The organism is Aliidongia dinghuensis, assembly GCF_014643535.1.
Lineage (GTDB): Bacteria > Pseudomonadota > Alphaproteobacteria > ATCC43930 > CGMCC-115725 > Aliidongia > Aliidongia dinghuensis.
In genome coordinates this window covers 217,727-237,540 of sequence record NZ_BMJQ01000006.1, presented here as the reverse complement: position 1 = coordinate 237,540, position 19,814 = coordinate 217,727, and the positions used below count along the sequence as shown (strand labels likewise).

At 67.3% G+C, this 19,814-nt stretch carries 21 protein-coding genes; 5 read left to right on the top strand and 16 right to left on the bottom strand.

The features are described 5' to 3' along the window. Genes benC through IEY58_RS13440 form a run of 3 tightly spaced genes read left to right on the top strand, consistent with a single transcriptional unit; the run spans window position 1 to window position 2,659 of the window. Window positions 1-1,023 (top strand): benzoate 1,2-dioxygenase electron transfer component BenC, encoded by a 1,023-nt coding sequence (benC, locus tag IEY58_RS13450; protein ID WP_189046499.1) that lies wholly within the window; start codon window positions 1-3, stop codon window positions 1,021-1,023. After that, a complete protein-coding gene (locus IEY58_RS13445; RefSeq protein ID WP_189046497.1) occupies window positions 1,020-1,799 on the top strand; it encodes a 1,6-dihydroxycyclohexa-2,4-diene-1-carboxylate dehydrogenase in 780 nt (259 codons plus the stop codon). Before benC ends, IEY58_RS13445 begins: the two co-directional genes overlap by 4 nt. 32 nt (window positions 1,800-1,831) lie before the next feature. After that, window positions 1,832-2,659: a BKACE family enzyme gene (locus tag IEY58_RS13440; RefSeq protein WP_189046495.1), complete on the top strand. Its 828-nt coding sequence runs from the start codon at window positions 1,832-1,834 to the stop codon at window positions 2,657-2,659. Window positions 2,660-2,666: 7 nt separating this feature from the next. Here IEY58_RS13440 and IEY58_RS13435 read toward each other — a convergent pair whose 3' ends face one another. The 13 genes from IEY58_RS13435 to IEY58_RS13375 form a co-directional block, all read right to left on the bottom strand. Beyond that, window positions 2,667-3,878: an AAA family ATPase gene (locus IEY58_RS13435; RefSeq protein ID WP_189046493.1), complete on the bottom strand. Its 1,212-nt coding sequence runs from the start codon at window positions 3,876-3,878 to the stop codon at window positions 2,667-2,669. Window positions 3,879-3,976: 98 nt separating this feature from the next. Then, window positions 3,977-4,396 (bottom strand): TadE/TadG family type IV pilus assembly protein, encoded by a 420-nt coding sequence (locus IEY58_RS13430; protein WP_189046491.1) that lies wholly within the window; start codon window positions 4,394-4,396, stop codon window positions 3,977-3,979. Further along, complete coding sequence (locus tag IEY58_RS13425) at window positions 4,393-4,854, bottom strand: TadE/TadG family type IV pilus assembly protein (RefSeq protein WP_189046489.1); 462 nt, start codon at window positions 4,852-4,854, stop codon at window positions 4,393-4,395. The genes IEY58_RS13430 and IEY58_RS13425 overlap by 4 nt, the downstream gene beginning before the upstream one ends. Continuing rightward, window positions 4,851-6,122, bottom strand: coding sequence for a pilus assembly protein TadG-related protein (locus IEY58_RS13420; protein ID WP_189046487.1), 1,272 nt, complete (start codon window positions 6,120-6,122; stop codon window positions 4,851-4,853). Before IEY58_RS13420 ends, IEY58_RS13425 begins: the two co-directional genes overlap by 4 nt. A 4-nt stretch (window positions 6,123-6,126) precedes the next feature. Beyond that, window positions 6,127-6,972 (bottom strand): tetratricopeptide repeat protein, encoded by an 846-nt coding sequence (locus IEY58_RS13415; RefSeq protein ID WP_189046485.1) that lies wholly within the window; start codon window positions 6,970-6,972, stop codon window positions 6,127-6,129. Window positions 6,973-6,978: 6 nt separating this feature from the next. Beyond that, the gene (locus IEY58_RS13410; RefSeq protein ID WP_189046483.1) at window positions 6,979-7,917 is read right to left on the bottom strand and encodes a type II secretion system F family protein; all 939 of its coding nucleotides are present in this window, start codon (window positions 7,915-7,917) and stop codon (window positions 6,979-6,981) included. Then, window positions 7,914-8,867 carry a type II secretion system F family protein gene (locus tag IEY58_RS13405; RefSeq protein ID WP_189046481.1) on the bottom strand — a complete coding sequence of 318 codons (954 nt, stop codon included), beginning with the start codon at window positions 8,865-8,867 and terminating at the stop codon, window positions 7,914-7,916. The genes IEY58_RS13410 and IEY58_RS13405 overlap by 4 nt, the downstream gene beginning before the upstream one ends. A 3-nt stretch (window positions 8,868-8,870) precedes the next feature. Further along, on the bottom strand, window positions 8,871-10,241 hold the full coding sequence (locus IEY58_RS13400) for a CpaF family protein (RefSeq protein ID WP_189046479.1): 1,371 nt from the start codon (window positions 10,239-10,241) through the stop codon (window positions 8,871-8,873). A 55-nt stretch (window positions 10,242-10,296) separates the two neighbouring features. Next, on the bottom strand, window positions 10,297-11,046 hold the full coding sequence (locus tag IEY58_RS13395) for a CpaD family pilus assembly lipoprotein (RefSeq protein WP_189046477.1): 750 nt from the start codon (window positions 11,044-11,046) through the stop codon (window positions 10,297-10,299). Window positions 11,047-11,062: 16 nt separating this feature from the next. Next, window positions 11,063-12,454 (bottom strand): type II and III secretion system protein family protein, encoded by a 1,392-nt coding sequence (locus tag IEY58_RS13390; protein WP_189046476.1) that lies wholly within the window; start codon window positions 12,452-12,454, stop codon window positions 11,063-11,065. 78 nt (window positions 12,455-12,532) lie between these two features. Then, a complete protein-coding gene (gene cpaB / locus IEY58_RS13385) occupies window positions 12,533-13,432 on the bottom strand; it encodes a Flp pilus assembly protein CpaB (RefSeq protein ID WP_189046474.1) in 900 nt (299 codons plus the stop codon). Between the two features lie 9 nt (window positions 13,433-13,441). Next, complete coding sequence (locus tag IEY58_RS13380) at window positions 13,442-13,972, bottom strand: A24 family peptidase (RefSeq protein ID WP_268237568.1); 531 nt, start codon at window positions 13,970-13,972, stop codon at window positions 13,442-13,444. A 93-nt stretch (window positions 13,973-14,065) separates the two neighbouring features. Then, window positions 14,066-14,245, bottom strand: a complete 180-nt coding sequence (locus tag IEY58_RS13375) for a Flp family type IVb pilin (protein ID WP_189046470.1) — start codon at window positions 14,243-14,245, stop codon at window positions 14,066-14,068. Window positions 14,246-14,665: 420 nt separating this feature from the next. Between IEY58_RS13375 and IEY58_RS13370 the strand changes: the two genes are divergently transcribed. Next, window positions 14,666-15,922, top strand: a complete 1,257-nt coding sequence (locus tag IEY58_RS13370) for a glycosyltransferase family 87 protein (protein ID WP_189046468.1) — start codon at window positions 14,666-14,668, stop codon at window positions 15,920-15,922. A 65-nt stretch (window positions 15,923-15,987) separates the two neighbouring features. On the opposite strand, the gene IEY58_RS13365 is transcribed toward IEY58_RS13370, so the two are convergent. After that, the gene (locus IEY58_RS13365; RefSeq protein ID WP_189046466.1) at window positions 15,988-16,911 is read right to left on the bottom strand and encodes a LysR family transcriptional regulator; all 924 of its coding nucleotides are present in this window, start codon (window positions 16,909-16,911) and stop codon (window positions 15,988-15,990) included. A 118-nt stretch (window positions 16,912-17,029) separates the two neighbouring features. Between IEY58_RS13365 and IEY58_RS13360 the strand changes: the two genes are divergently transcribed. Beyond that, complete coding sequence (locus IEY58_RS13360) at window positions 17,030-17,503, top strand: metallophosphoesterase family protein (RefSeq protein WP_189046464.1); 474 nt, start codon at window positions 17,030-17,032, stop codon at window positions 17,501-17,503. Window positions 17,504-17,508: 5 nt separating this feature from the next. Here the strand turns inward: IEY58_RS13360 and IEY58_RS13355 are convergent, their stop codons facing one another. Further along, complete coding sequence (locus IEY58_RS13355; RefSeq protein WP_229743702.1) at window positions 17,509-19,092, bottom strand: sensor histidine kinase; 1,584 nt, start codon at window positions 19,090-19,092, stop codon at window positions 17,509-17,511. After that, entirely contained in the window at window positions 19,089-19,808 is a 720-nt protein-coding gene (locus IEY58_RS13350) for a response regulator transcription factor (RefSeq protein WP_189046462.1), read from the bottom strand. The genes IEY58_RS13355 and IEY58_RS13350 overlap by 4 nt, the downstream gene beginning before the upstream one ends. Window positions 19,809-19,814 lie beyond the last annotated feature (6 nt).

The following is a 19,814-nucleotide window of genomic DNA, read 5'->3' as shown; positions in this document are numbered from 1 at the left end:
ATGGGCTTCAAGATTGCGCTCAATTTCGAAGACGGTGTCACCCGTTTCGTCGAGAGCGCTCAGGGCGAGAGCGTGGCCGATGCCGCCTATCGCCAGGGCATCAACATCCCGATCGACTGCCGCGACGGCGCCTGCGGCACCTGCAAGAGCTTCTGCGAGGCCGGCGAATACGACGGCGGATCCTACATTGAGGACGCGCTCAGCGACGATGAGGCGGCGGAGGGCTATTGCCTGACCTGCCAGATGCGCCCCAAGACCGACTGCGTCGTGCGCATCGCGGCCTCGTCGGAGGTGTGCAAGACCAAGGCGAGCGACATCGAAGGCGAGGTCATCTCAGTCGAGCGCCTGTCGGCGAGCACGATCAGCCTGTCCCTGAAGCTGCCGGACGTGAGCCGGCTCGCCTTCCTGCCCGGGCAATACGTCAGCATCCGCGTGCCGGGCACGATGGAGACGCGCGCCTATTCCTTCAGCTCGCCGCCGGGGGCGGAGACCGCGACCTTCCTGATCCGCAACGTGCCGGGTGGGGTGATGAGCGGCTATCTGACCGAGGCGGCCAAGCCCGGCGACCGGCTCGTGCTGCGCGGGCCGCTCGGCGGCTTCTACCTGCGCGACGTCAAGCGGCCGGTCCTGATGCTGGCCGGCGGCACGGGCCTGGCACCGTTCCTGTCCATGCTGGGTCAGCTCGCGGCGACCGGCAGCGCTCAGCCGATCCACCTGATCTATGGTGTCACGACCGACGCCGACCTGGTCGAGATCCCGGCACTCGAGCAGCTCGCCCGTGCTATTCCAAACTTCACCTTCGCGACCTGCGTCGCCGACGCCGGCAGCAACCATCCGCTCAAGGGCTATGTCACCCATCACCTGACGGCGGAGCATCTGAACGCCGGCGAGGTCGACGTCTATCTGTGCGGGCCCCCGCCGATGGTCGAGGCCGTGCGCATCTATTTCCGCGACCAGGGCGTCTCGCCCGTGAACTTCCATTACGAGAAGTTCGCGCCCAGCGCCGAAGCGAGCGCGCCATGACCCGCCGGTTCGACGACAAGGTCATGGTGGTGACCGGTGCCGCCCAAGGCATCGGCCATCGGGTCGCCGAGCGTGCCGCGGCGGAAGGTGCCGCCGTTGTGCTGGCCGACCGGGCCCAATTCCTCCCCGAGGTCGCGGCGGAGCTCGCGAAGGCCGGCGGCACCGTGCTCGCGGTCACGGCCGATCTCGAGACCTATGCCGGCGCGGTCGAGGTGATGGCCCGGGCAGCCGAGCGGTTCGGCCGGATCGACATCCTGGTCAACAATGTCGGCGGCACGATCTGGGCCAAGCCCTATGCCGAGTACCGGGAGCCGGAGATCGAGGCCGAGGTGCGCCGCTCGCTGTTCCCGACGCTCTGGGGCTGCCATGCGGTGCTGCCGCACATGCTCCGACGCGGGCATGGCGTCATCGTCAACGTGTCGTCGGTCGCGACGCGCGGCGTCCATCGTGTGCCCTATGCGGCGGCCAAGGGCGGGGTCAACGCCGTCACCGCGTCGCTCGCCTTCGAATATGCCGAGCACGGCATCCGCGTCGTCGGCACGGCGCCAGGCGGCACCGAGGCGCCGCCACGCCGCGTGCCGCGCAACCCGGCGGACCAGAGCGAGGATGAGGCGCGCTGGTACCGGCGCATCGTCGAGCAGACGACGGAGTCGAGCCTGATGAAGCGGTACGGTACACTCGACGAACAGGCGGCCGCGATTCTATTCCTGGCCTCCGACGAGGCCTCCTACATCACCGGCACGATCCTGCCGGTGGCGGGCGGCGACCTCGGCTGAGCCGGATAGTCAATAAAGGGAGGAAAACGCCGATGCGACCCGTGCCCATCACCGTCGCCATCACCGGCTCCGTGCCGCGCAAGAAGGACAATCCCGCGGTGCCGGTCACCGTCGCCGAGCAGATCGAGTCGACGCACGAAGCGTTCGAGGCCGGCGCCACGATCGTGCATATCCATGTCCGCAATCCGGACGAAAGCTCGTCGTCGGACCCGGCGTTGTTCGCGGCCGTGCAGGACGGCGTGCGCAAGCATTGCCCGGGCATGATCGTGCAATTCTCGACCGGCGGCCGCGGCCGGGATCCGGCCGCCCGGGCAAGCGCCCTCTCGCTCGCTCCCGACATGGCCTCGCTCGCCACCGGCTCGGTCAATTTCCCGAGCATCATCTACGAGAACCAGCCGGCGCTGATCGACACGCTCGCGAGCGAGATGAAGAAGTACGGCACGCGGCCGGAGATCGAGGCGTTCGACCTCTCGCATCTGCACGGTGCGCGCCGGCTCATCGAGGCCGGCCTCATCGACGAGCGGCCGCATGTGCAGTTCGTCATGGGCATCAAGAACGCGCTGCCGGCCGAGGAGCCGATCATCGACCTGATGCTGAACGAGCTCAGGCGTGTGCTGCCGCGCGCGACCTGGACCGCGGCCGGCATCGGGCGCCATCAGGCCGAGGTGATGGAATGGGTGCTGGCGCGCCGCGGCGACGCCGTGCGCACCGGGCTCGAGGACAATATCCGCATCACCAAGGACCGGCTTGCCCGCAGCAATGCCGAACTGGTCGAGGCCGCAGCGGCACTCTGCGCCCGCTACGACGCCAGGCCGGCGACCCCGGCGGAGGCGCGAGCGCTGTTGGGTCTGCCGGCCTGACGAAGCCTTATTTGCCGAACAGGCGCCACCAGGGCCGGCGCTGCTGCGGCGCCTGCCCGCCGAGCTTCTCGGCCAGTTGCTCGATCGCCTTGGCCGCCGGCCCGCGGCGGGTCAGAAGCGGGATGCCGGCATTGGCCGCGAACATGACGCTCTTCGCGTCGAACGGCACGATCGTGTCGAACCGGGCGCGCAGCACCTCTTCCATCTCCTTGGTCGGGATGCCGACCTTGCCCGACTCGCCGAACCGGTTGAGCACCATCAGGTTACGGCCGTCGTCCTGGGTCAGGTTGTAAGACTTGCGCAGCGCCAGCGTGTCGCGGATGGCATGCGTGGTCTGGTCGACGACCAGGACGCGCGCGCTTGCGAGTTCGAGCGCCTGGGCCAGCATCGCGCTGTTTCCGCGCGGCGCGTCCAGCACGACATAGTGGAATTCCCGGCGCAGCAGGTCGACCAGCCGGGGCAGTGCTGCGGGATCGACGGTGATCGGGTCGTTGACACTTTCCAGGCAGGTCAAGAGCGACAGGCGGTCGCCGCACTGAATCGTGGCCCGCTGGATGAACTGCTCGTCGACGCGCACCGGCCGCTCGAGCGCCTCGCGCAAGCCGCTTTCGGCCTTGACGCCCAGCATGAGGCCGCAGGCGCCGAACTTGAGGTCGAGATCGACGAGCGCTACCCGGCGATGCCGCTTGTTGGCGAAGCCCCAGGCGAGATTGGTCGCGAGCATCGAGGCGCCGACGCCGCCGCGCATGCCGACCACGCTGATGACCTTGCCGAGTTTCTGGCCGAGCGGCGTATGGCCGACGTCGGCGATGCCGAGCAGCCCATTCATCGCTTTTTGCAGCAGCACGAGCGGAATGGGCTTCACGATATAGTCGCTGATGCCGACGCCCAGCAGGTCGCGATAAAGCCCGACGTCGTTGCGGTCGCCGATGGCGACGACCGAGACGCCCGGCTCGCACACTTCCGCCAGCTGCTGGATCCGGGTCAGCGCCGGCTCGGCGCCCGTGAGATCGACGATCAGCGATTTCGGCGAGCGGGTCTTCTCCAGATACGCGATCGCCGCACCGATGTCGCCGCGATGCACCGCGTTCGCCGGCAGCCCCATGTCGCCGGCGCACTGGCGAATAAGCTCGATGCTCGCCTCATCGGTCACGAACGCCGCGAAACGTTCCCGCGCTGCCGAATCCTCGAGTTCTTTTCGCTCCGCCGCTATCTGCATCCGCCAGCTCGCCAATGATTGGGCACGCGCCAAAAATAGTTAGGATTTGTTTATCTTGAGTAAACATCGAGATTTATGAGGAATATTCAGGCGCGGACTTACGCGGAACTCGGATAGCATGCGCTGGCACTGAGCACGATGCTGCTCAGGAAGGGCGAGACGTTCCACAAGCCCGATGCCGAGGAGGCAACTGTCACCTGCACATATCCGCCGGACGTGGCGCCGCACGAGGAAGCGGATTGAACGCTCACCTGGACCGGGGGAAGGAGCGAGCTCGCACCCCAGGATTGCAGGATGGTCGACGCATATTGGGACGGGCTCGTGCAGTCGGTCGAACCGATCGCGACACATCGTGCCGTCTGGAACGCGCTCAGTTCGAGAGCGCTGCGCGCCCAGCCGAGCACGCTCAAGCCGATCACGAAGAAGACAATGCTGAAAAAGAGTGCGGCGACCGCGGCGAACTCGGCCGTGACGGTGCCGCGCTTATCGCGCGCAAGGCTTTTGAGGGCGCGACTCATCTCAGTCGCACGAAAGCCGTTTCTTGAAACGTCGGATTCACGAGATGGCTCAAGGCCGGCAGCTGCGTCGTGTAGGTGTAGGTCGCGGCGATATTGAGGTAGAGGCCTGGCGACGAGCCGTCGGAGCAGATGCTCGAACAGGCGATGGGGGTCGTCGCGGCCGGCGTGCCCGTGACGCAATAGCAGCTCGGGCCGCTGACGGTGACATTGCCGCTCGGCAGGCTCAGCTTCTGGGCGACGATTGTTGTGACCTGCGTGGTCGATACGTTGGTGCTCGCGAGCGTCGCATACTGCATGCCCGCCGCGACCGACTCGGCCAGCTCGGCCTTTGCGCGAAAGGCGAAGCCGAAATCGCACAGGATGCCGACCACGAGCAATAGGAGGGGGGCGATGAGGGCAAATTCGACCGCCGCGGTGCCGGCCGCCTCGCCGCATATCCGATGTCGATGGGCAATCATCTGACGAGGCCTATCAAGGGTGATCTGTCGCCGAATATCGGGGTGCCGTAGGCCGAGCAGTTCGTTGCCATCTGGCTGTTGCCGGAGAGCGTGATCGCGGCCGCAACCACTTGGAGGCAGCCGGATGAACCGCCCTGGGCGTCGCCCTGGAAGAAAAGCGTGCCGTTGGGGTAATAAACGACGCCCGTTATGCTTGGCGAATTGTTGCCGCTCAAGGACGAGCTCGCCGTTGAGTTTCCGGCGAAGACGATGCCCGGGATCGCGCCGTTCGTCGCATCGGCTGTCGTGGCGGCGGACAAGGAGAGCGATGCGCCGCCCGTCCCGCTGACCGAGCCGCTGGTAACGATCGTGACGCCGTTGCCCGAGACGCTGGCCTGCGAGCCGAACGAGATCGAGCCATTTACGTAATAGATGCCCGGATCGAGCGTGACCGTCCCCTTGATGTTCCAGCTGGAATAGGAGCCCGGGGACAACGTGTCGACGCCCTTCGGGCTATCGGAGAATGACGGGCCGCTGCTGGAAGCAACCTGGCTGAACGCCGCTTGGATCGCCGCGTTCGATGCGTAGGGGTCGGCGATGGTGCCCGAATTGGGGTAAGCCGACCCGTCGATGCCCGAGCCGGTGATCGTCCCGTTGGCAAACAGGTAGGGCGCGGAGATAATGGCGCTTCCGCCTGCCGATATGTTGCTATTCGAGCGCAGGCTACATCCGGTCAGAGACAGGTCCGGATTGCCTTGCCCGGTAATCCCCGTGCTGCTGGTCTTGAGCGCCAGGATGCAGGCCGGGACGGACATATACTCCGCCGCACTTGTCGCACTGACCGTCACGCTGGCCGCAGAGGTGAGCAATTTGGTCAGGATGAGCGGCACCGTCTCTGTGACCGTCACCGTCACGAGCGTGTCGGCGGCGTTGCGAATGCCGCCGCCGATCGTGACGGTGATGTCGTTGTCGGTGAGCGTCGCGGTCGACGCGTTCCAGGTGCGGCTGGCAGCGCCCGTGACGCCGTTGAGCTCGGCGAGCGAAGCTGCGGCATTAGCTGCGGCATTCGAGGCGTTTGCTGCAGCGAACTGCGCTGTCCCGGCGAGGGCGGCCAAGTCGGCCGTCCGCTGCAATTCCCGGCGGATGGCCGTCCAATTCGTCAGTTCGACAGCGAGGCCAACCAGCATCAGGAGCAGCGGCAGGCATATCGCCGTCAGGACGGCGACGGAGCCGCGCGTCTCGGCGACCACGCGCGTCAGGGCCTCTCGAGCGGGAGCGCGCGCGGCCATCTGACTATTCTCGGGCGGGCGGCGTCGTGCCGGCGGCAGCGCCACTCGAAGCGATCCGCACAGCCTCGTAGAACTTGAGGTTCGATTCGACCGCGTCCGGCCCCAGGTCTTGCTGGGCCACGAGGCGGGCCGCTTCCGTATCGCCTTTCAGCCCCAGCACCAATGCCAAGTTCTGCCGATTCCGCACTGTCGCCTGGGCGTCCTGGGCGAGCGGCACCAATTGTGACAGCGCGCCGTCGTAGTCGCCCGACAGGGCCAGCGACAGGCCGTAGTTGCTGTGCAGTACCCGGTCCTGAGGCGCGTCCTTCAGCCCGTCCCGATAGGCCTGCTGCGCTGCTGCGTGATCGTTCTGCCAGTCGAGCGCCAGACCCCGGCCGTTGAGCGCTGCCGCGCGGGAGCCGCCCTTGTTGAGCGCAGCGTCGAAGGCGGTCAGCGCCTCCGCCGGACGGTGACCCGCGAGCAGCAGCCGCCCGAGACCGAGCTCCGGCTCCGGCTTGTTGGGTGCGATTGCGATGGCCGCCGTATATTCCTCTGCCGCCTTATCGAGCACGCCGGCAGCAAGCAGGCTGTCGGCGAGGCCGAGATGGGCGATCAACGGGTCGCCGCCGGCCTCAAGCATCTTGCGATAGAGATCGATCGCGCCGGCATAGTCACCGCCCTTGCGCGCCGTCTCGGCAAGCTGCTGCGACACCCGTGCCTTCTCGGCGTTGCTGGTCAGCTCCGGGACCCGGTCAGGCGCGGGCTCGGCGGCGCAGCCGGCGAGGCCGAGTGCCAGGACGAGGGCGAGCGCCGCTCCGCGGCGGGTGCTGCGGCCGAACAGCGGAGCGGAGATAGGGGGGACGTGCGGCAATTCCGTCTATCCCTTGAAAGTGGCAAGGACCTGGAGGGCGGCGGGGCCGCCCACCACGAAGAACATGCAGGGCAGAATGAAGACGATGAGCGGGATCGTGAGCAGCACCGGCAGCCGGGCCGCGCGCTCCTCGATCTCGAGCATGCGGTGCGCGCGCATGTCGGCCGACAGCACGCGCAGCGACTGGGCGAGCGGCGTGCCGTACTGAATGGTCTGGATGAGCGTCGTCATGACGCTTTTCACCGCGGGCAGTCCCGAGCGCTTGGCGAAATTGTCGAACGCGTCGCGCATCTGCGGCAGCACGCGGATCTCGGCGACCGTCTTCGCCAGCTCCTCGGCGATGACCGGGTTCGCTTGGGCGATATCATGGCTGACCCGGTCGAGGGCCTGCTCGAGGCCGAGGCCGGTTTCAACGCAGATCACAAGCAGATCGAGCGCGTCGGCGATGCCGCTGCGCAGCATGTCGCGCCGGCGCGCCGCGATGCGCAGGACGATCATGTCGGGCAGCCGCCAGCCCGCGAGCGTCGCCCCGATCTCGATCGCGATCCGCATGATCGGCGTCGCCGGCAGCATGCCGATTTCCTGCAGCCCGAACCAGCAGCCGAATGCCGCGACAAGCGCCAGCGTCGCTTTCGTCGCGATGAAGACGCCGAGCTTGTCGGCACCGCGGATGCCCGCGTCGGCGAGGGCTGCTGCGACCTTGGTCCGCTCACCGGATCCCACGAGCGGGGTGGCCGCGAGCTTGCGGCCGAGCGCGCCGAAGCGCTTGCCGCCGGAGACGAGCGCCGAGCGGTTGGCGGTCTCCGGCTTGAAGGCCGTGAGCCGGTCGCTGACGCGGCGCGCCGGGTTCCGGTTGATGAGCGTGACCAGCAGCGACACGATCAACGTCGCGAAAATGGCGAACAGCACCGTCAGCGAGAACAGGAACTGGACAAGCGCGCTCATGCCAACGCCTTCTGGATCAGGACGCGCATCGACAGGATGCCGAGCGTCAGGCTCGCAAGCGTGCCGCCGATCACGTAGGCCCCTTTGGGATCGGTAAGCATGATGCTGAAGTAGCTGGGGTTGAGGAACAGGATCGCGAGACCGCAGAAGACCGGCAGGCACGCGAGCACGACGGCCGACATGCGCGCCTCCGAGGTTATGGCCTTGGTCTTGGAGCGCAGTTCCTCGCGCTTGCGCAGCACGGACGACAGGACCGCCAGCGTCTCCGACAGGTTGCCGCCGCTCTTGCGTTGCAGCACCAGGCTCGCGACGAAGAAGTCGAAATCGACGAGACGGATGCGCTGGGCAGCGCGGGCGAGCGCCTCGTCGAGATCGAGACCGATGCGCATATCGGCGATGATGTAGCTGAACTCGCTGCCGACCGGCTCCGGCGTCTCCTTGCCCGCCGCGTCGAGTGCCACCGAGACCGGCAAGCCTGCGCGCACGGCGCGCACGATGAGGTCGATCGCGTCGGGGAACAGCCGCAGGAAGTTCGCCCTGTGCTTCGCCTTGAGCGAGCGCAGCAGGAACCACGGAAAGCCGGTCGCGGTCACGACGACGGCGATCGCGGTGACGGCGAGCGAGATCCCGAGCACCGCCCCGAGGGTCGCCGTGACCGCGCCGGACACAAGGGCAACCAGCGCCAGTCCGCCGAACGACAGCTTGTTCCCGGTCGCAGCGAGGGCGCCGCGCATCCGCCGCTGCAGGCCGGACGGCAGCAGGGCCAAAAGATGCTCTTTGGGCTGCGTCTCGTCCGGCTGCTCGAGCTTCGAGTCTTTGTCCGGCAGCAGCGATTGCAGGCGCTTCACCGCGACGCTCTTCTTCTTGCTGCTGCTCGACAGCAGGATCACGGCGGCGACAAGGCCGCAGAAGGCGAGTGCGCTGATGAGCAGCCAGGGATCGATGCGCATCGATCAGCCCTCGATGCCCATGATTTCCAAGAGCCGGCGCTCGAGGCCGAACTGCGCGACCTTGTCGAGAAATTGCGGCCGGTATCCGGTGCACACGAAGCTGCCGCGCAACATGCCTTCGCGCGTCTCGCCTTCGTAGCGGAAGGCGAACAGCTCCTGGGTCGTGATCACTTCGGACTCGAGACCGATGACCTCCATGATGCTCACGATCCGGCGGATGCCGTCGCGCATGCGCTCGATCTGCACGATCAGATCGACGGCGCTTACGATCTGGGTCTTGATGGCCCGTGATGGCAGGCCGACGCTGGCCATCAGCACCATGTTCTCGACGCGGGAGAGCGCATCGCGCGGCGTGTTGGCATGGACGGTCGACATCGAGCCGTCATGGCCGGTGTTCATGGCCTGCAGCATGTCGAACGCCTCGGCGCCGCGCGTCTCGCCGACGATGATCCGGTCGGGCCGCATACGCAGCGCGTTCTTCAAGAGGTCCCGCTGGTTGATCTCGCCGTTGCCCTCGAGATTGGCCGGGCGCGTCTCCATCGGCACGACATGGGGCTGCTGCAGCCTGAGCTCCGCCGCGTCCTCGATCGTGACGATGCGCTCGCCATGGTCGATCGCGCGCGACATGGCGTTCATGAGCGTGGTCTTGCCCGAGCCGGTGCCGCCCGAGACCAGGATGTTGAGCCGCGCCTTCGCCGCGATCTCGAGGAAGCGCGCCATCGCTTCGGAGAGATTGCCCTGGCGCGCCATCATGTCGAACGTGATGGCCCGGCGCGAGAACTTGCGGATCGACAGCGTGGGGCCGCACAGCGCCAGGGGCGGCAGCAGGATGTTGACGCGGCTGCCGTCGGCGAGGCGTGCATCGCAGATCGGGCTCGCCTCGTCGACGCGCCGGCCGACCGAGGCCGCGATGCGCTGGGCGATGTTGGCGACATGCTGATTGTCGCGGAAGCGCACCGGCACGAGCTCGAGCTTGCCGCGCCGCTCGACCCATACGTTGTTGGGACCGTTCACCATGATGTCGGTGATCGCCTCGTCTGCGAGCAGCGGCTCGAGCGGGCCGAGGCCGACCATGTCGTCCAGCAGTTCCTGGACGAGGCGTTCCTCCTCGCGCGCGTTCAGCTGGATGCGCTGCTCGTTGCAGATCTCGCTGGCCAGCCGGCTGATCTCGGCGCGCAGGCCGTCGGCGGAGAGACGGATCGCCGCGGTCGGCTCGATGCGCGTGAAGAGCACGTCGCGGATCTGGCGGCGCGTCTCGTCCATCACCGGGACCTGGAACTGGTCCTCCGCCGGCTTCGCGGGCTGTTCCGGCGGCGGCGCGATCGCCGTCGTGTCGGTCTCGACGTAGCGGCGGCCGAACGAGCTCTTCATCATCTGAAGCAAGTCCCTCGCGAACGCGGCGATGCCGCAGGCCGCTCCGGTCTCGCGCTCATGGCGAACCCCCGCCGCCCGATCCGCCACCCGATCCGCCACTGCCCCCGCCGCTGGACCCGCCACTCCCGACGGAAGAGATGTTGTGGAGGTCGAGCGGCTTGACCTTGTCCTGCATCAGCCGGTCGATGGCGGCGTTGGTCAACGCGCCGTCGGTCTCGCCACCTTCTTCGCCCCTGACGAGGTCATGCGGATCCTCGACCTGGGCCGCGAGGCTGCTGTTCACCGAGCAGCCGAAATCGCTCCACGCCGGGTTCTGGCTGTTGGAGAAAGTATCGACCGAGCGGCGCGCGCAGCTCGGCATGACCAACTGGTAGGTCGCGGCGACGGCCGTGGTCTGAAGCGCCGTGCTCGCGGCGGCGGCGCCTGTTGCTGCGACCGGGCGGATCGTGATCTTGGCCGGGTTGAGCCCGTCGGCAATCGCCGCTTGGCGCAGCAGGGCGGCGGTTTCGGGCGCGCCGCCGAACAGGGTCAGGTGCACAAGCTGCGGCCGACCCGCTGCGGCCTCGGCCAGGAACTGGTCGAAGCCGCGCCGATAGGCGGCCGAAAGCCCGGCCTTGCCGGCCGAGGCCGGCACGATGAACTGCTGCTCGTGCCGTTCGACCTGCGCCTGGTTCGTCTGGCTGAGCTCGGTCACCGGCTGCTCGTCGGAATTGCGGCTGCAGGCGGCGAGCCCCACGGCGAGACCAAGGACGGCGGCGAGCGGCAGAACGGCGGCGGTGGCTCGTTTCAGGGTGGTCGGTGTCATGGGCGCGGATCTCCCATCATTCCAGCTCGAAGCCGGCATCGCCCTGCAGGCGCGGCCCCTTGAGGCGCTCGATCGCGAGCTGCCCGTCGTATTCGCTGGGTTGCCCGCGGATGCCCTCGATCCGGCCGAGCAGCATCCGTTCGAGGTCGCTCGGCGGCCGGAGCCCGTCCGTCGGCAGGCGGATCGTCTTCGGATCGGCGATCGGCTGCGCGACATAGGGCGTCACGATGATGATGAGCTCGCTCTCGTTCCGCGTAAAATTCGTCGAACGGAAGAGCGCGCCCAGGATCGGCAGGTCGCCCAGTCCCGGATAGCGGCTGACCGTCGAGGTCATGTTGTTCTGCAGCAGGCCGCCGATCGCGAAGCTCTCGCCGCTGCCGAGCTCGATCGTCGTGTCGGCGCGCCGTACCTGCAGGCCCGGCACCGTGGTGCCGTTGATCGTGATGGCGCCGGCGTTGGTGAGCTCGCTCACCTCGGGCCGGACATGCATGCTGATGCGGTTCGACGACAGCACGGTCGGCACGAAATCGAGCGACACGCCGTATTGCTTGAACTCGATGGTGATCGCGTTCTGGTATTGGGAGACCGGGATCGGGAACTCGCCGCCGGCGAGGAAGCTCGCCTTCTCGCCCGAGAGCGCGGTCAGGTTCGGCTCGGCCAGCACAGTGATCAGCCCTTCCTGGGCCAGCGCGTCGATGACCGCATCGCCGCTGATGTGCTTGGTGCTGATGGAGCTGATGATGGAGCCGGCGCCGGTCGGGTCGGGCTGGAACGGGCCGGGTACGAATGTGCCGCCGGACACCTGGACCGCCGGATACGGCACGCGCCCCGTGAACAGGCCGAACTTGAACGCGCCGGTGTTCAAGAACGAGTTCCAGTTGATGCCGAGCTCCTTGGTGACCGTGCGCGAGACCTCGGCGATGCGGACGCGGATCGTGACCTGCGCCGAGCTCTTGATCTTCGTCCGGTCGTCGAGGGTGTCGCTGTCCTTTTGGCTGCTGGCGACGATCTTGCTGGCGCGGTAGGCCGCGGCCGGATCGCGGGCGGCACCCTCGAGCGCCAGGCCGTTGTTGGTGCCGGTGACCTTGACGTCGCGGGTGGCGGGATCGGCCTCGATCGCCTTCTGCACGGCATCGCTGCCGTTGCGTACCTCGACGTCCATGGCTGCGATCTGCTGGCCGTCGGCGCCAAGCGCATAGAGCGTGGTGCGGCCGGCCTTGCGGCCGAGCACGAAGACGCGCGTCGGCATCGGCACCTGCACGTCCGCGATCGTCGGGTCCGCGATGAACACGCTTGCCGCCGGTGTTGCCAGCGAGATCAGCCGGCCCTGGGATACGTCGATTACGATCGGCGCACCGGCCGCCCAGCCCCGGTGGCCGCCGGCGGCAGTGCCCAGCACCAGAAGCATGACGATGACTATTTTTTTTAAGAATTCTCGCATCGCTTTGCTCGGTTACGGCCCCTGTTTCCTTGTCGGTCGGCTCGGTTATTGCTGTGCGGACTGTTGTTGTGCGGGCGCGTCGGTCTTCTCGGCCCCCCGATAGACCACGACCGCCCTCGCGACGGCGGGCGGCTTCTGCGGGGGGATCAACCGGCGAAGCGCCGGAGACACGTCCTCCGCCCAGATCGGGCTGTTGCCGGCCGCGGCCGGGGTTCCGGCGTTCGCCGCAGGCTCCAGACTGCGGATCGTAAGCGACAGGTCGCCGAGCTTGCCCGCGACCACGATTTTCTCGGCCTGCTGCGGATCGACCTCTAGCGTCACCGTCTGGGCGAGCTTGCCCTCGGGGCCGCTCTGGGTCGCCTTGGCCTGCAGCTGCTGATCGATCGCGAGAACGCGAACGTCCTGGGCGATCGTTTCTGCAACGGAACGATGTGTCAAGGACACATCCTGAATGTTGAGGATTTGGGTCAGGATGACGTCGACCCGGTCGCCCGGATAGATCAGGCCCGCAGCCCCCGATACGGCGGTGACGCCGATCGTGATCGCCCGTTGCCCGGGGGCGAGGACCGCGGCGAGGAAACCGCTCTCGCCGGGTTTCACGACGCCGCCGCGCGGGATCGGGTCGCCGGCTTCGATCCGGCGCCGGGCGACTGCACCCGTCACCTCGTCGAAGAGCTTGTGGTCGGCCGCCGACTGCTCCGCCGTGTCGCCCGCGAGTGGCCGTGCGAACACGCTGTCCTGTGTCATGCCGTCCGGCATCGGCGCGAACTGCAGGTCCTGCTGCTTGACCAGGGTGCCGACGGGCAGGGTCGTGGTCGCGACGATCATCATGGCGTGGGGCGCCGTCTTCGCTTCCACCGGCGCCGGATCGTTGAACAAGGCGAGCTTGGCCACGATCGCGCCCGAGACGAGCAGAAGCAGGACGAGGATGATTCTCAAGCCCATGGCATGCGCCTAAAGCTGATGAAATTGTGAAAACAGGGCCAGGACCGCCGACAGCGAAATCGCGATGCCATAGGGCACCGAGACCGGCGGGGTCGCGGGCGGATTGGCCAAAGGCGTATCGGCGACGGGCGTATCGGCAAGGGTGGGGCCGGATGCGGCCGCTCGATGCCGGGTGCGCCATCGCTCGGCACCGGCCCACAGGAGCACCAACACCGACAGAATGCCGCCGGCGATCGCCATGCAGATGAGGAAAGGCAAGGAGTCGCGGGCGCCAATGAGCAGAATCGTCGCGGTCAAAAGCTTGACGTCGCCGCCGCCGAGCCAGCCGCGCGCGAAGCACAGGAGGGCGACCGCGAATACGATAAGAGCGATGACGACGGCCCAGAGTGCGCCGCCGGGCGGTACGGCAAGCGCCATGCGGAGCACCGCGAGCCCCGCAATCCCGAACGACAGGAAATTAGGGATCGACCGGTGGAACAGGTCGTTCCAGGCCACCGCAAGGTAGATCAGGAACGAGGCCCCGAGGATGAGCGGTAGCAACGATCCCTCCCCCTATAGCCTCTCAGCCGGCAGTTGCCCGCCGTGCTGAGAGGATATTCTGGGAACCCTGCGGACTAGGCGTCGGCCGGACGGTTAGATGCTGCCGCCAACCTTCGTGAAGATGCCGCTGAGATTGGTGCCGAAGGTCGTGACGGCGCCGATGATGGCGAGCGCGATCAGCGCGGCGAGCAGGGCGTATTCCACGGCGCTGACGCCACGCTTGTCACGGCCGAGGTTGCACAGGAGATGGTGAGCAGTCGCAATATACTTCATCGTAAGCTCCTCGAATGCTCTTGAGAGCGGGGCTAGATTTACGCCGGAGACGCAGTACGCACGGTCCCCGTTATTGAGTGCTCTCACATCAATCCGAACACTCTCGGCGGGCCGCATTTGACAGTCTAGATCAAGACAGTTAATGCGCGGTTAAAGGCCGGCGTGTTCCGGAATATGACTTAATTCGTGCGGTTTTGGAATGTGAATATCGCTATATTTTTACGGATAGCTTCTGATAATTTTAAGATTATCCTACGTTTACACGGAACTCATTGATAAACTTTTAATGAGTTTGGTTGTTTTTTTCGGTGCGGCTTGGCGAAGTGCCGGAAATTAGAATGAAATCTTGTGCGGTGCAAAAGAAAGGCTCGCCCGAGGATGCAAGCGAAGTCAACGACTAGCGCAAAGGACTTTGGAGCCATGGTCCTCGGCCAGTTGCGCAGCGGGGCGTGGCTCGATGCGGCGCGCGTCGCGGGCTATGGCCGCCTGCTGCTCGTGCTGGAAATCATCGCGATGATCGTGCTCGCGGCGGGCACCTACGGTCTCATCGTGCCGCTCGACCGCCCCGCCTCGACGGATTTCATCAGCTTCTATGCAGCGGGACATCTTGCGGACCAGGGAACGCCGGCGCTGGCCTACGACCAGCCGAGCCATCGGCTGGCCGAGCGCACCGTGTTCGGCGACGCGGATCTGCCCTATGACTACTGGTTCTTCTATCCGCCGACCTATCTCGTCTATTGCGCGCTCGCGGCGCACCTGCCCTATCTCGTCGGTTTCTTTGCCTGGGGTGCCGTGACCGGCGCGCTTTATGTTTTCGCTTTGCGGCCGATCTTGCCGCGGCGCGAGATGCTCGTCGCCTTTCTGTCTTTCCCATCGGCGATCATCGCCTTTGGCATCGGGCAGAATTCCTTTGCGACCAGCGCGATCTTCGCGGCGGCAACCTATTTCATCGATCGGCGGCCGATCCTGGCCGGGGCCATCCTGGGTGCGCTCTGCTACAAGCCGCATTTCCTCTTGGTGGCACCGGTGGCGCTGCTTGCCGGGGCACGCTGGCGAGCGCTTGGCGCCATGGCCGCGACGGTGGCGCTCTGCATCGCCCTGTCGCTGCTCCTCTATGGCTGGGAGACCTGGGCGGCCTTCCTGCAGCTGTCGCGGACGGCGACGACGCTGACCTTCGAGACCGGCAAGGTCGGCTTCGCCGGGCTGGTGAGCCTGTTCGGCGCCGTGCGCATCCTGGGCGGCGCCGTGCCGCTCGCCTATGCCGTCCAGGGCGTGGCCGCCGTCGCGGGCTGCGCCTTGGCCGCCGTTGCCTGGCGCCAGGCGCTCAGCCAGCCGGTGCGCGCGATGGCGCTCATCGTGGGCTCGCTCTTCGCGGCACCCATCATCCTGTTCTACGACCTGCTACCGATGACGGTGGCGATCGCGTGGCTCTGGCAGGATGCGCGCAAGACCGGGTTCCTGCCGTGGGAAAAGACCGTGCTCGCCGTCGTCTGGCTGGTGCCGCTGGCATCGCGCAGCATCGGCATCGGGGCCGGCATCCCGCTCGGCCCGATCGCGACCATCGGCCTCCTGGTGCTCGTCGCGCGGCGCGTCATGCGGGAATGGGCGGAGATGCGATCGGCAGCGGCCGGCCCAGTCCTCGAGTCCGTTGCCGAGGCCACTTCCGATTCGAGATAGAGTGCGCGCTTATTATACTGCGTCGCATCCTGCCGGCCGATCGGTCGCCGAGCGATGAGAGGGCCTTACGCCGCCGCCAGGCCTTCCGCCCATGGTGCCTTGGACAGGCGGGCGGCCAGGAACTCGATGAGTGCCGTGACGCGCGGCGGTCGCAAGCCGCCCGGCGGCGTCACGATGTTGAGTGCGATCGGCGGCAGCGACCAGTCGGGCATCACCGCCTCCAGCCGGCCGGCGGCCAGGTCCTGCCAGATGACGAAGTCGGGCTGGATCGCGAGACCCAGGCCAGCCAGCACGGTCGCAGTCAGCGCGTCGGCGTTGTTCGCCTTGAGCGGCCCGGTCGGCGTCACCGTCTCCTCCTCGCCGGAGGCATGCTGGAAATGCCAGCGATCGCGTGTCGGCAGATAGGCGTAGCCGAGGCAGACATGCCGCTCGAGCTCGCTTGGATGCGTCGGGCGGCCATGGCGGTCGAGATAGGCGGGTGAGCCGACCAGCCGGCGTTGCACCTGGCAGAGCCGCCGCGTCTTCAGCGTCGAGTCGGCGAGTGCCGCGATGCGCAGCGCCAGGTCGAAGCCGCCGTCGATCAGGTCGACCAAGGCGTCGCTCAGATGCAGGTCGACCGAGACCTCGGGATAGGCTGAGAAGAACGCCGGCAGGATCGGTGCCACATGCTGGATGCCGAACGACATGGGGGCGGCGAAGCGGACGGTGCCGCGCGGTGTGGCGGTCTGGGCGATCGCGTCGGCCTCGGCGGCGACACCGGCGCTGAGGATCCGCTCGGCGCTGGCGGCCGCGGTCCGCCCGGCTTCGGTCAGCGACAGGCGGCGCGTCGTGCGGTGGAACAGCGGCGCGCCGATGCGCGTCTCGAGCCGGCTCACCGCCTTCGATACGGTCGCCTTGGAAAAGCCGAGCTCGGCGGCGGCACGGCCGAACGATTGCCGCTCCGCAACCTTCGCGAAGATTGCCCAGGCTTCGAAATCGGGCAGAGGCATGTGGGACAGGTCCGGAAACGAAGATGCGTCATTGTTTCCGATCCTGCGACGGATGCAAGCGCTCTTGGCGGCATCCTGCGTGCTGGCGATGATTCAGGGGGGCGCGAGCGGAGGAACCATGACCCAGCCGATCACTATCGGGCTGATCTCGGATACGCATGGGCTGCTGAGGCCGGAGGCACTGGCCGCACTCCGCGGCAGCGATTTCATCATCCATGCGGGCGACGTCGGCGACCCGGCAGTGCTGGACGCCCTGGCACGCCTGGCGCCCGTCACCGCCGTGCGCGGCAATGTCGACCGCGGGGCCTGGGCGGAGGCGCTACCGCTGTCCACGGTGCTCACCTGCGGCGGCGCATCGATCTACGTCATCCATAATATCGCGGAGCTCGACCTCGACCCGGCGGCCGCCGGGTTTCAGGCGGTGGTCTACGGCCATTCCCACCAGCCGCGCCGGTATGACAAGGATGGCGTCGTCTACATCAATCCCGGCAGTGCCGGGCCGCGCCGCTTTTCCCTGCCGATCGCCGCCGGCCGGATGGTATTGCAGCCCGCAGGCCCGTCGGTCGAGCTCTTCGACCTCGTGCCGCGCTAGCCCCTTCAGGCCTTCGGCAACAGGATCTCGAACGCGCTGCCGGCCCGGCTTGGCACGAGGCGGATGCCGCCGCGGTGGGCGCGCAGCATCGAGCACACGATGCTGAGCCCCATGCCGGTGCCGCCGTTTTCCCGGCGCGTGGTGAAATGGGCATCGAAGATGCGTGCGCGGTTGCCCTCCGAAATACCGGTGCCGTCGTCGGACACCGTGATGCGCACGCGGTCCGCCGCCGGCTCGACATGGACATGCAAGCCGGTGGCGCCATGCTGGGCCGCATTGTCGGCGAGATGGGACAGCACGATGGCCGCATTCTCCTCGGAGATGCCGATCGCGGCCGTTGCGTCCCCCGTGGTCGCGATCGCGAGCGGTATCCGCACCTCGCGCAGCCGTGCGATCACGGCGCCGATATTGGTCGTGCCGCCGAGCTCGGGATTGTCCGCCTTCGCGAGTTCGCGCAGGCGGCGGACCAGGGTCGCGAGCCGCTGGGCATCGCCCATGATGTTGCGGAGGAACTTGCGCCGCTCGGCCTCGGTCATGCGCTCGGCATTGTCGTAAAGCAGCTCGGCCGCCCCCTGGATCGAGGTCAGCGGCGACTTCAGCTCATGGGAGACATGGGCGGTGAAGGTCGCGATATAGTCCGACCGGTCGAACAGGCTCTCTGCCATGTCGAGGAAGCTCTGCGACAGGAGCGCGATCTCGCGCGTGCCATGGTGGACGAGCGGCCGGAGGGCGCTGCGGTCGCCGCTCTGGATCTCGGCGGTGCGGCGGATGAGCTCGTGGATCGGCCGCGTCAGGATGCGGAGGAACACATAGCCGATCGCCATGGTGACGAGCAGGATGGTGAGGGCGGCGACCAGCACGCTCCGCCGCTCGGCATAGAGGCTCTCGAGGATGTTGCTGGGCGTGCGCGAGAGATAGACGACGCCCGCGACCCGGTCGTCGACGAATACGGGCATTGCGGCGAACACCCGGACATGCGCGCCGCGGCTGATCGACGACAAGGCCGGCTCCGGTCCGTTCGGGATGCGCTGCCGGAGCACGCTCTTGTAGCGGCCGGCCAGCGCCGCCGCGACCTCGTCGACCCCGGCCAGCGACCGGCCCATCTCCTCGCGCCCGCCGATGACGACGCCTTGCGGATCGAGGATGCGGAAACCGGTGAGCGTCGTCTTCTGCGTCTCCGCGGCGAGCGCTGCCAGGTGCTGGCCGATCTCGGCCAGCCGGGGGTCCGGCGCCGTAGTCGCGGCCACCGCATCCGGCCGAGGCGGCAGCCGATCGTCACGGGCGAGGTCGAGCGTGGCCGGCACGGGGTGATAGCGCCCGGCCGGATCGGCGGTGGCGTCCGGCGGCGGTTCCGGGGCGCCGAGCGCGAGCGGCGTCCGCCCGCTCTCGGCCGCGATCTTCGCCTCAACCTCGGCCGCGAACAGCGCCGAAAGCGTGGCGCCCTGGGCGATCAGCTCCTGCTCCGTCTGGCGGATCAGCTGGTTGTCGTAGAGCCGGAACAGGAACAGCCCGACGAGCGGCATCGCCATGACCGCCGAGAAAACGGCGAAGACGACGAGGCCCAGCGACGGCCGCCACTTGGGTTTCATCCCAGCATCCCGGATTTGGGCGGCTCGCAGCGGCCGATGCGGAAGCCCACGCCATGGACGGTATCGATCGCGCTCTCGCAGCCGGCGGCGGCGAATTTCGCGCGGATATTGCGGATATGGCTGTCGATGGTGCGGTCCGAGACATGGATGTTCGTCGGATATGCCAGCGCCATGATCTGCTCCCGGCTGAACACCATCTCCGGCCGCGAGGCGAGCGCGCGCACGATCTCGAACTCGGTCGCGGTGAGCGGCAGTTCGCTCGCCTCGAACGCGGCGACATGCCGGGCGGCGTCGATGCGCAGGCCCCGGCGGACAACCTCGGCCGCTTGCATCTCGGGGACCAGGCGACGCGGTGCCGAGCGCCTGAGGATGACGTTGACGCGCGCCACCAGCTCGCGCGGGCTGAACGGCTTCGTCACATAATCATCGCCGCCGATCTCGAGGCCCAGCACGCGGTCGATCTCTTCGTCGCGCGCCGAAAGGAACAGGATCGGCACGTCCGAGACCTTGCGCACCTGGCGGCAGACCTCGAGCCCGTCTGTCTCCGGCATGCCGATGTCGAGCACGATCAGGTCCGGCGGCATCTCGCTGAAGCGCTTCAGCGCCTCGGCTCCGTCGCGCGCCGTCTCGGTCGTCATGCCGGCGCCGTCGAGCGCGAAGCAGATGACCTCCCGGATATGCGGCTCGTCGTCGACGACCAGGATGCGGTGCGGCACGGAAAC

Coding starts and splice junctions, on each gene's coding strand:
- benC (WP_189046499.1), top strand. CDS start 1: ATGGGCTTCAAGATTGCGCTCAATTTCGAAGACGGTGTCACCCGTTTC.
- IEY58_RS13445 (WP_189046497.1), top strand. CDS start 1,020: ATGACCCGCCGGTTCGACGACAAGGTCATGGTGGTGACCGGTGCCGCC.
- IEY58_RS13440 (WP_189046495.1), top strand. CDS start 1,832: ATGCGACCCGTGCCCATCACCGTCGCCATCACCGGCTCCGTGCCGCGC.
- IEY58_RS13435 (WP_189046493.1), bottom strand. CDS start 3,878: ATGCAGATAGCGGCGGAGCGAAAAGAACTCGAGGATTCGGCAGCGCGG.
- IEY58_RS13430 (WP_189046491.1), bottom strand. CDS start 4,396: ATGAGTCGCGCCCTCAAAAGCCTTGCGCGCGATAAGCGCGGCACCGTC.
- IEY58_RS13425 (WP_189046489.1), bottom strand. CDS start 4,854: ATGATTGCCCATCGACATCGGATATGCGGCGAGGCGGCCGGCACCGCG.
- IEY58_RS13420 (WP_189046487.1), bottom strand. CDS start 6,122: ATGGCCGCGCGCGCTCCCGCTCGAGAGGCCCTGACGCGCGTGGTCGCC.
- IEY58_RS13410 (WP_189046483.1), bottom strand. CDS start 7,917: ATGAGCGCGCTTGTCCAGTTCCTGTTCTCGCTGACGGTGCTGTTCGCC.
- IEY58_RS13405 (WP_189046481.1), bottom strand. CDS start 8,867: ATGCGCATCGATCCCTGGCTGCTCATCAGCGCACTCGCCTTCTGCGGC.
- IEY58_RS13400 (WP_189046479.1), bottom strand. CDS start 10,241: ATGATGAAGAGCTCGTTCGGCCGCCGCTACGTCGAGACCGACACGACG.
- IEY58_RS13395 (WP_189046477.1), bottom strand. CDS start 11,046: ATGACACCGACCACCCTGAAACGAGCCACCGCCGCCGTTCTGCCGCTC.
- IEY58_RS13390 (WP_189046476.1), bottom strand. CDS start 12,454: ATGCTTCTGGTGCTGGGCACTGCCGCCGGCGGCCACCGGGGCTGGGCG.
- cpaB (WP_189046474.1), bottom strand. CDS start 13,432: ATGGGCTTGAGAATCATCCTCGTCCTGCTTCTGCTCGTCTCGGGCGCG.
- IEY58_RS13375 (WP_189046470.1), bottom strand. CDS start 14,245: ATGAAGTATATTGCGACTGCTCACCATCTCCTGTGCAACCTCGGCCGT.
- IEY58_RS13370 (WP_189046468.1), top strand. CDS start 14,666: ATGGTCCTCGGCCAGTTGCGCAGCGGGGCGTGGCTCGATGCGGCGCGC.
- IEY58_RS13365 (WP_189046466.1), bottom strand. CDS start 16,911: ATGCCTCTGCCCGATTTCGAAGCCTGGGCAATCTTCGCGAAGGTTGCG.
- IEY58_RS13360 (WP_189046464.1), top strand. CDS start 17,030: ATGACCCAGCCGATCACTATCGGGCTGATCTCGGATACGCATGGGCTG.
- IEY58_RS13355 (WP_229743702.1), bottom strand. CDS start 19,092: ATGAAACCCAAGTGGCGGCCGTCGCTGGGCCTCGTCGTCTTCGCCGTT.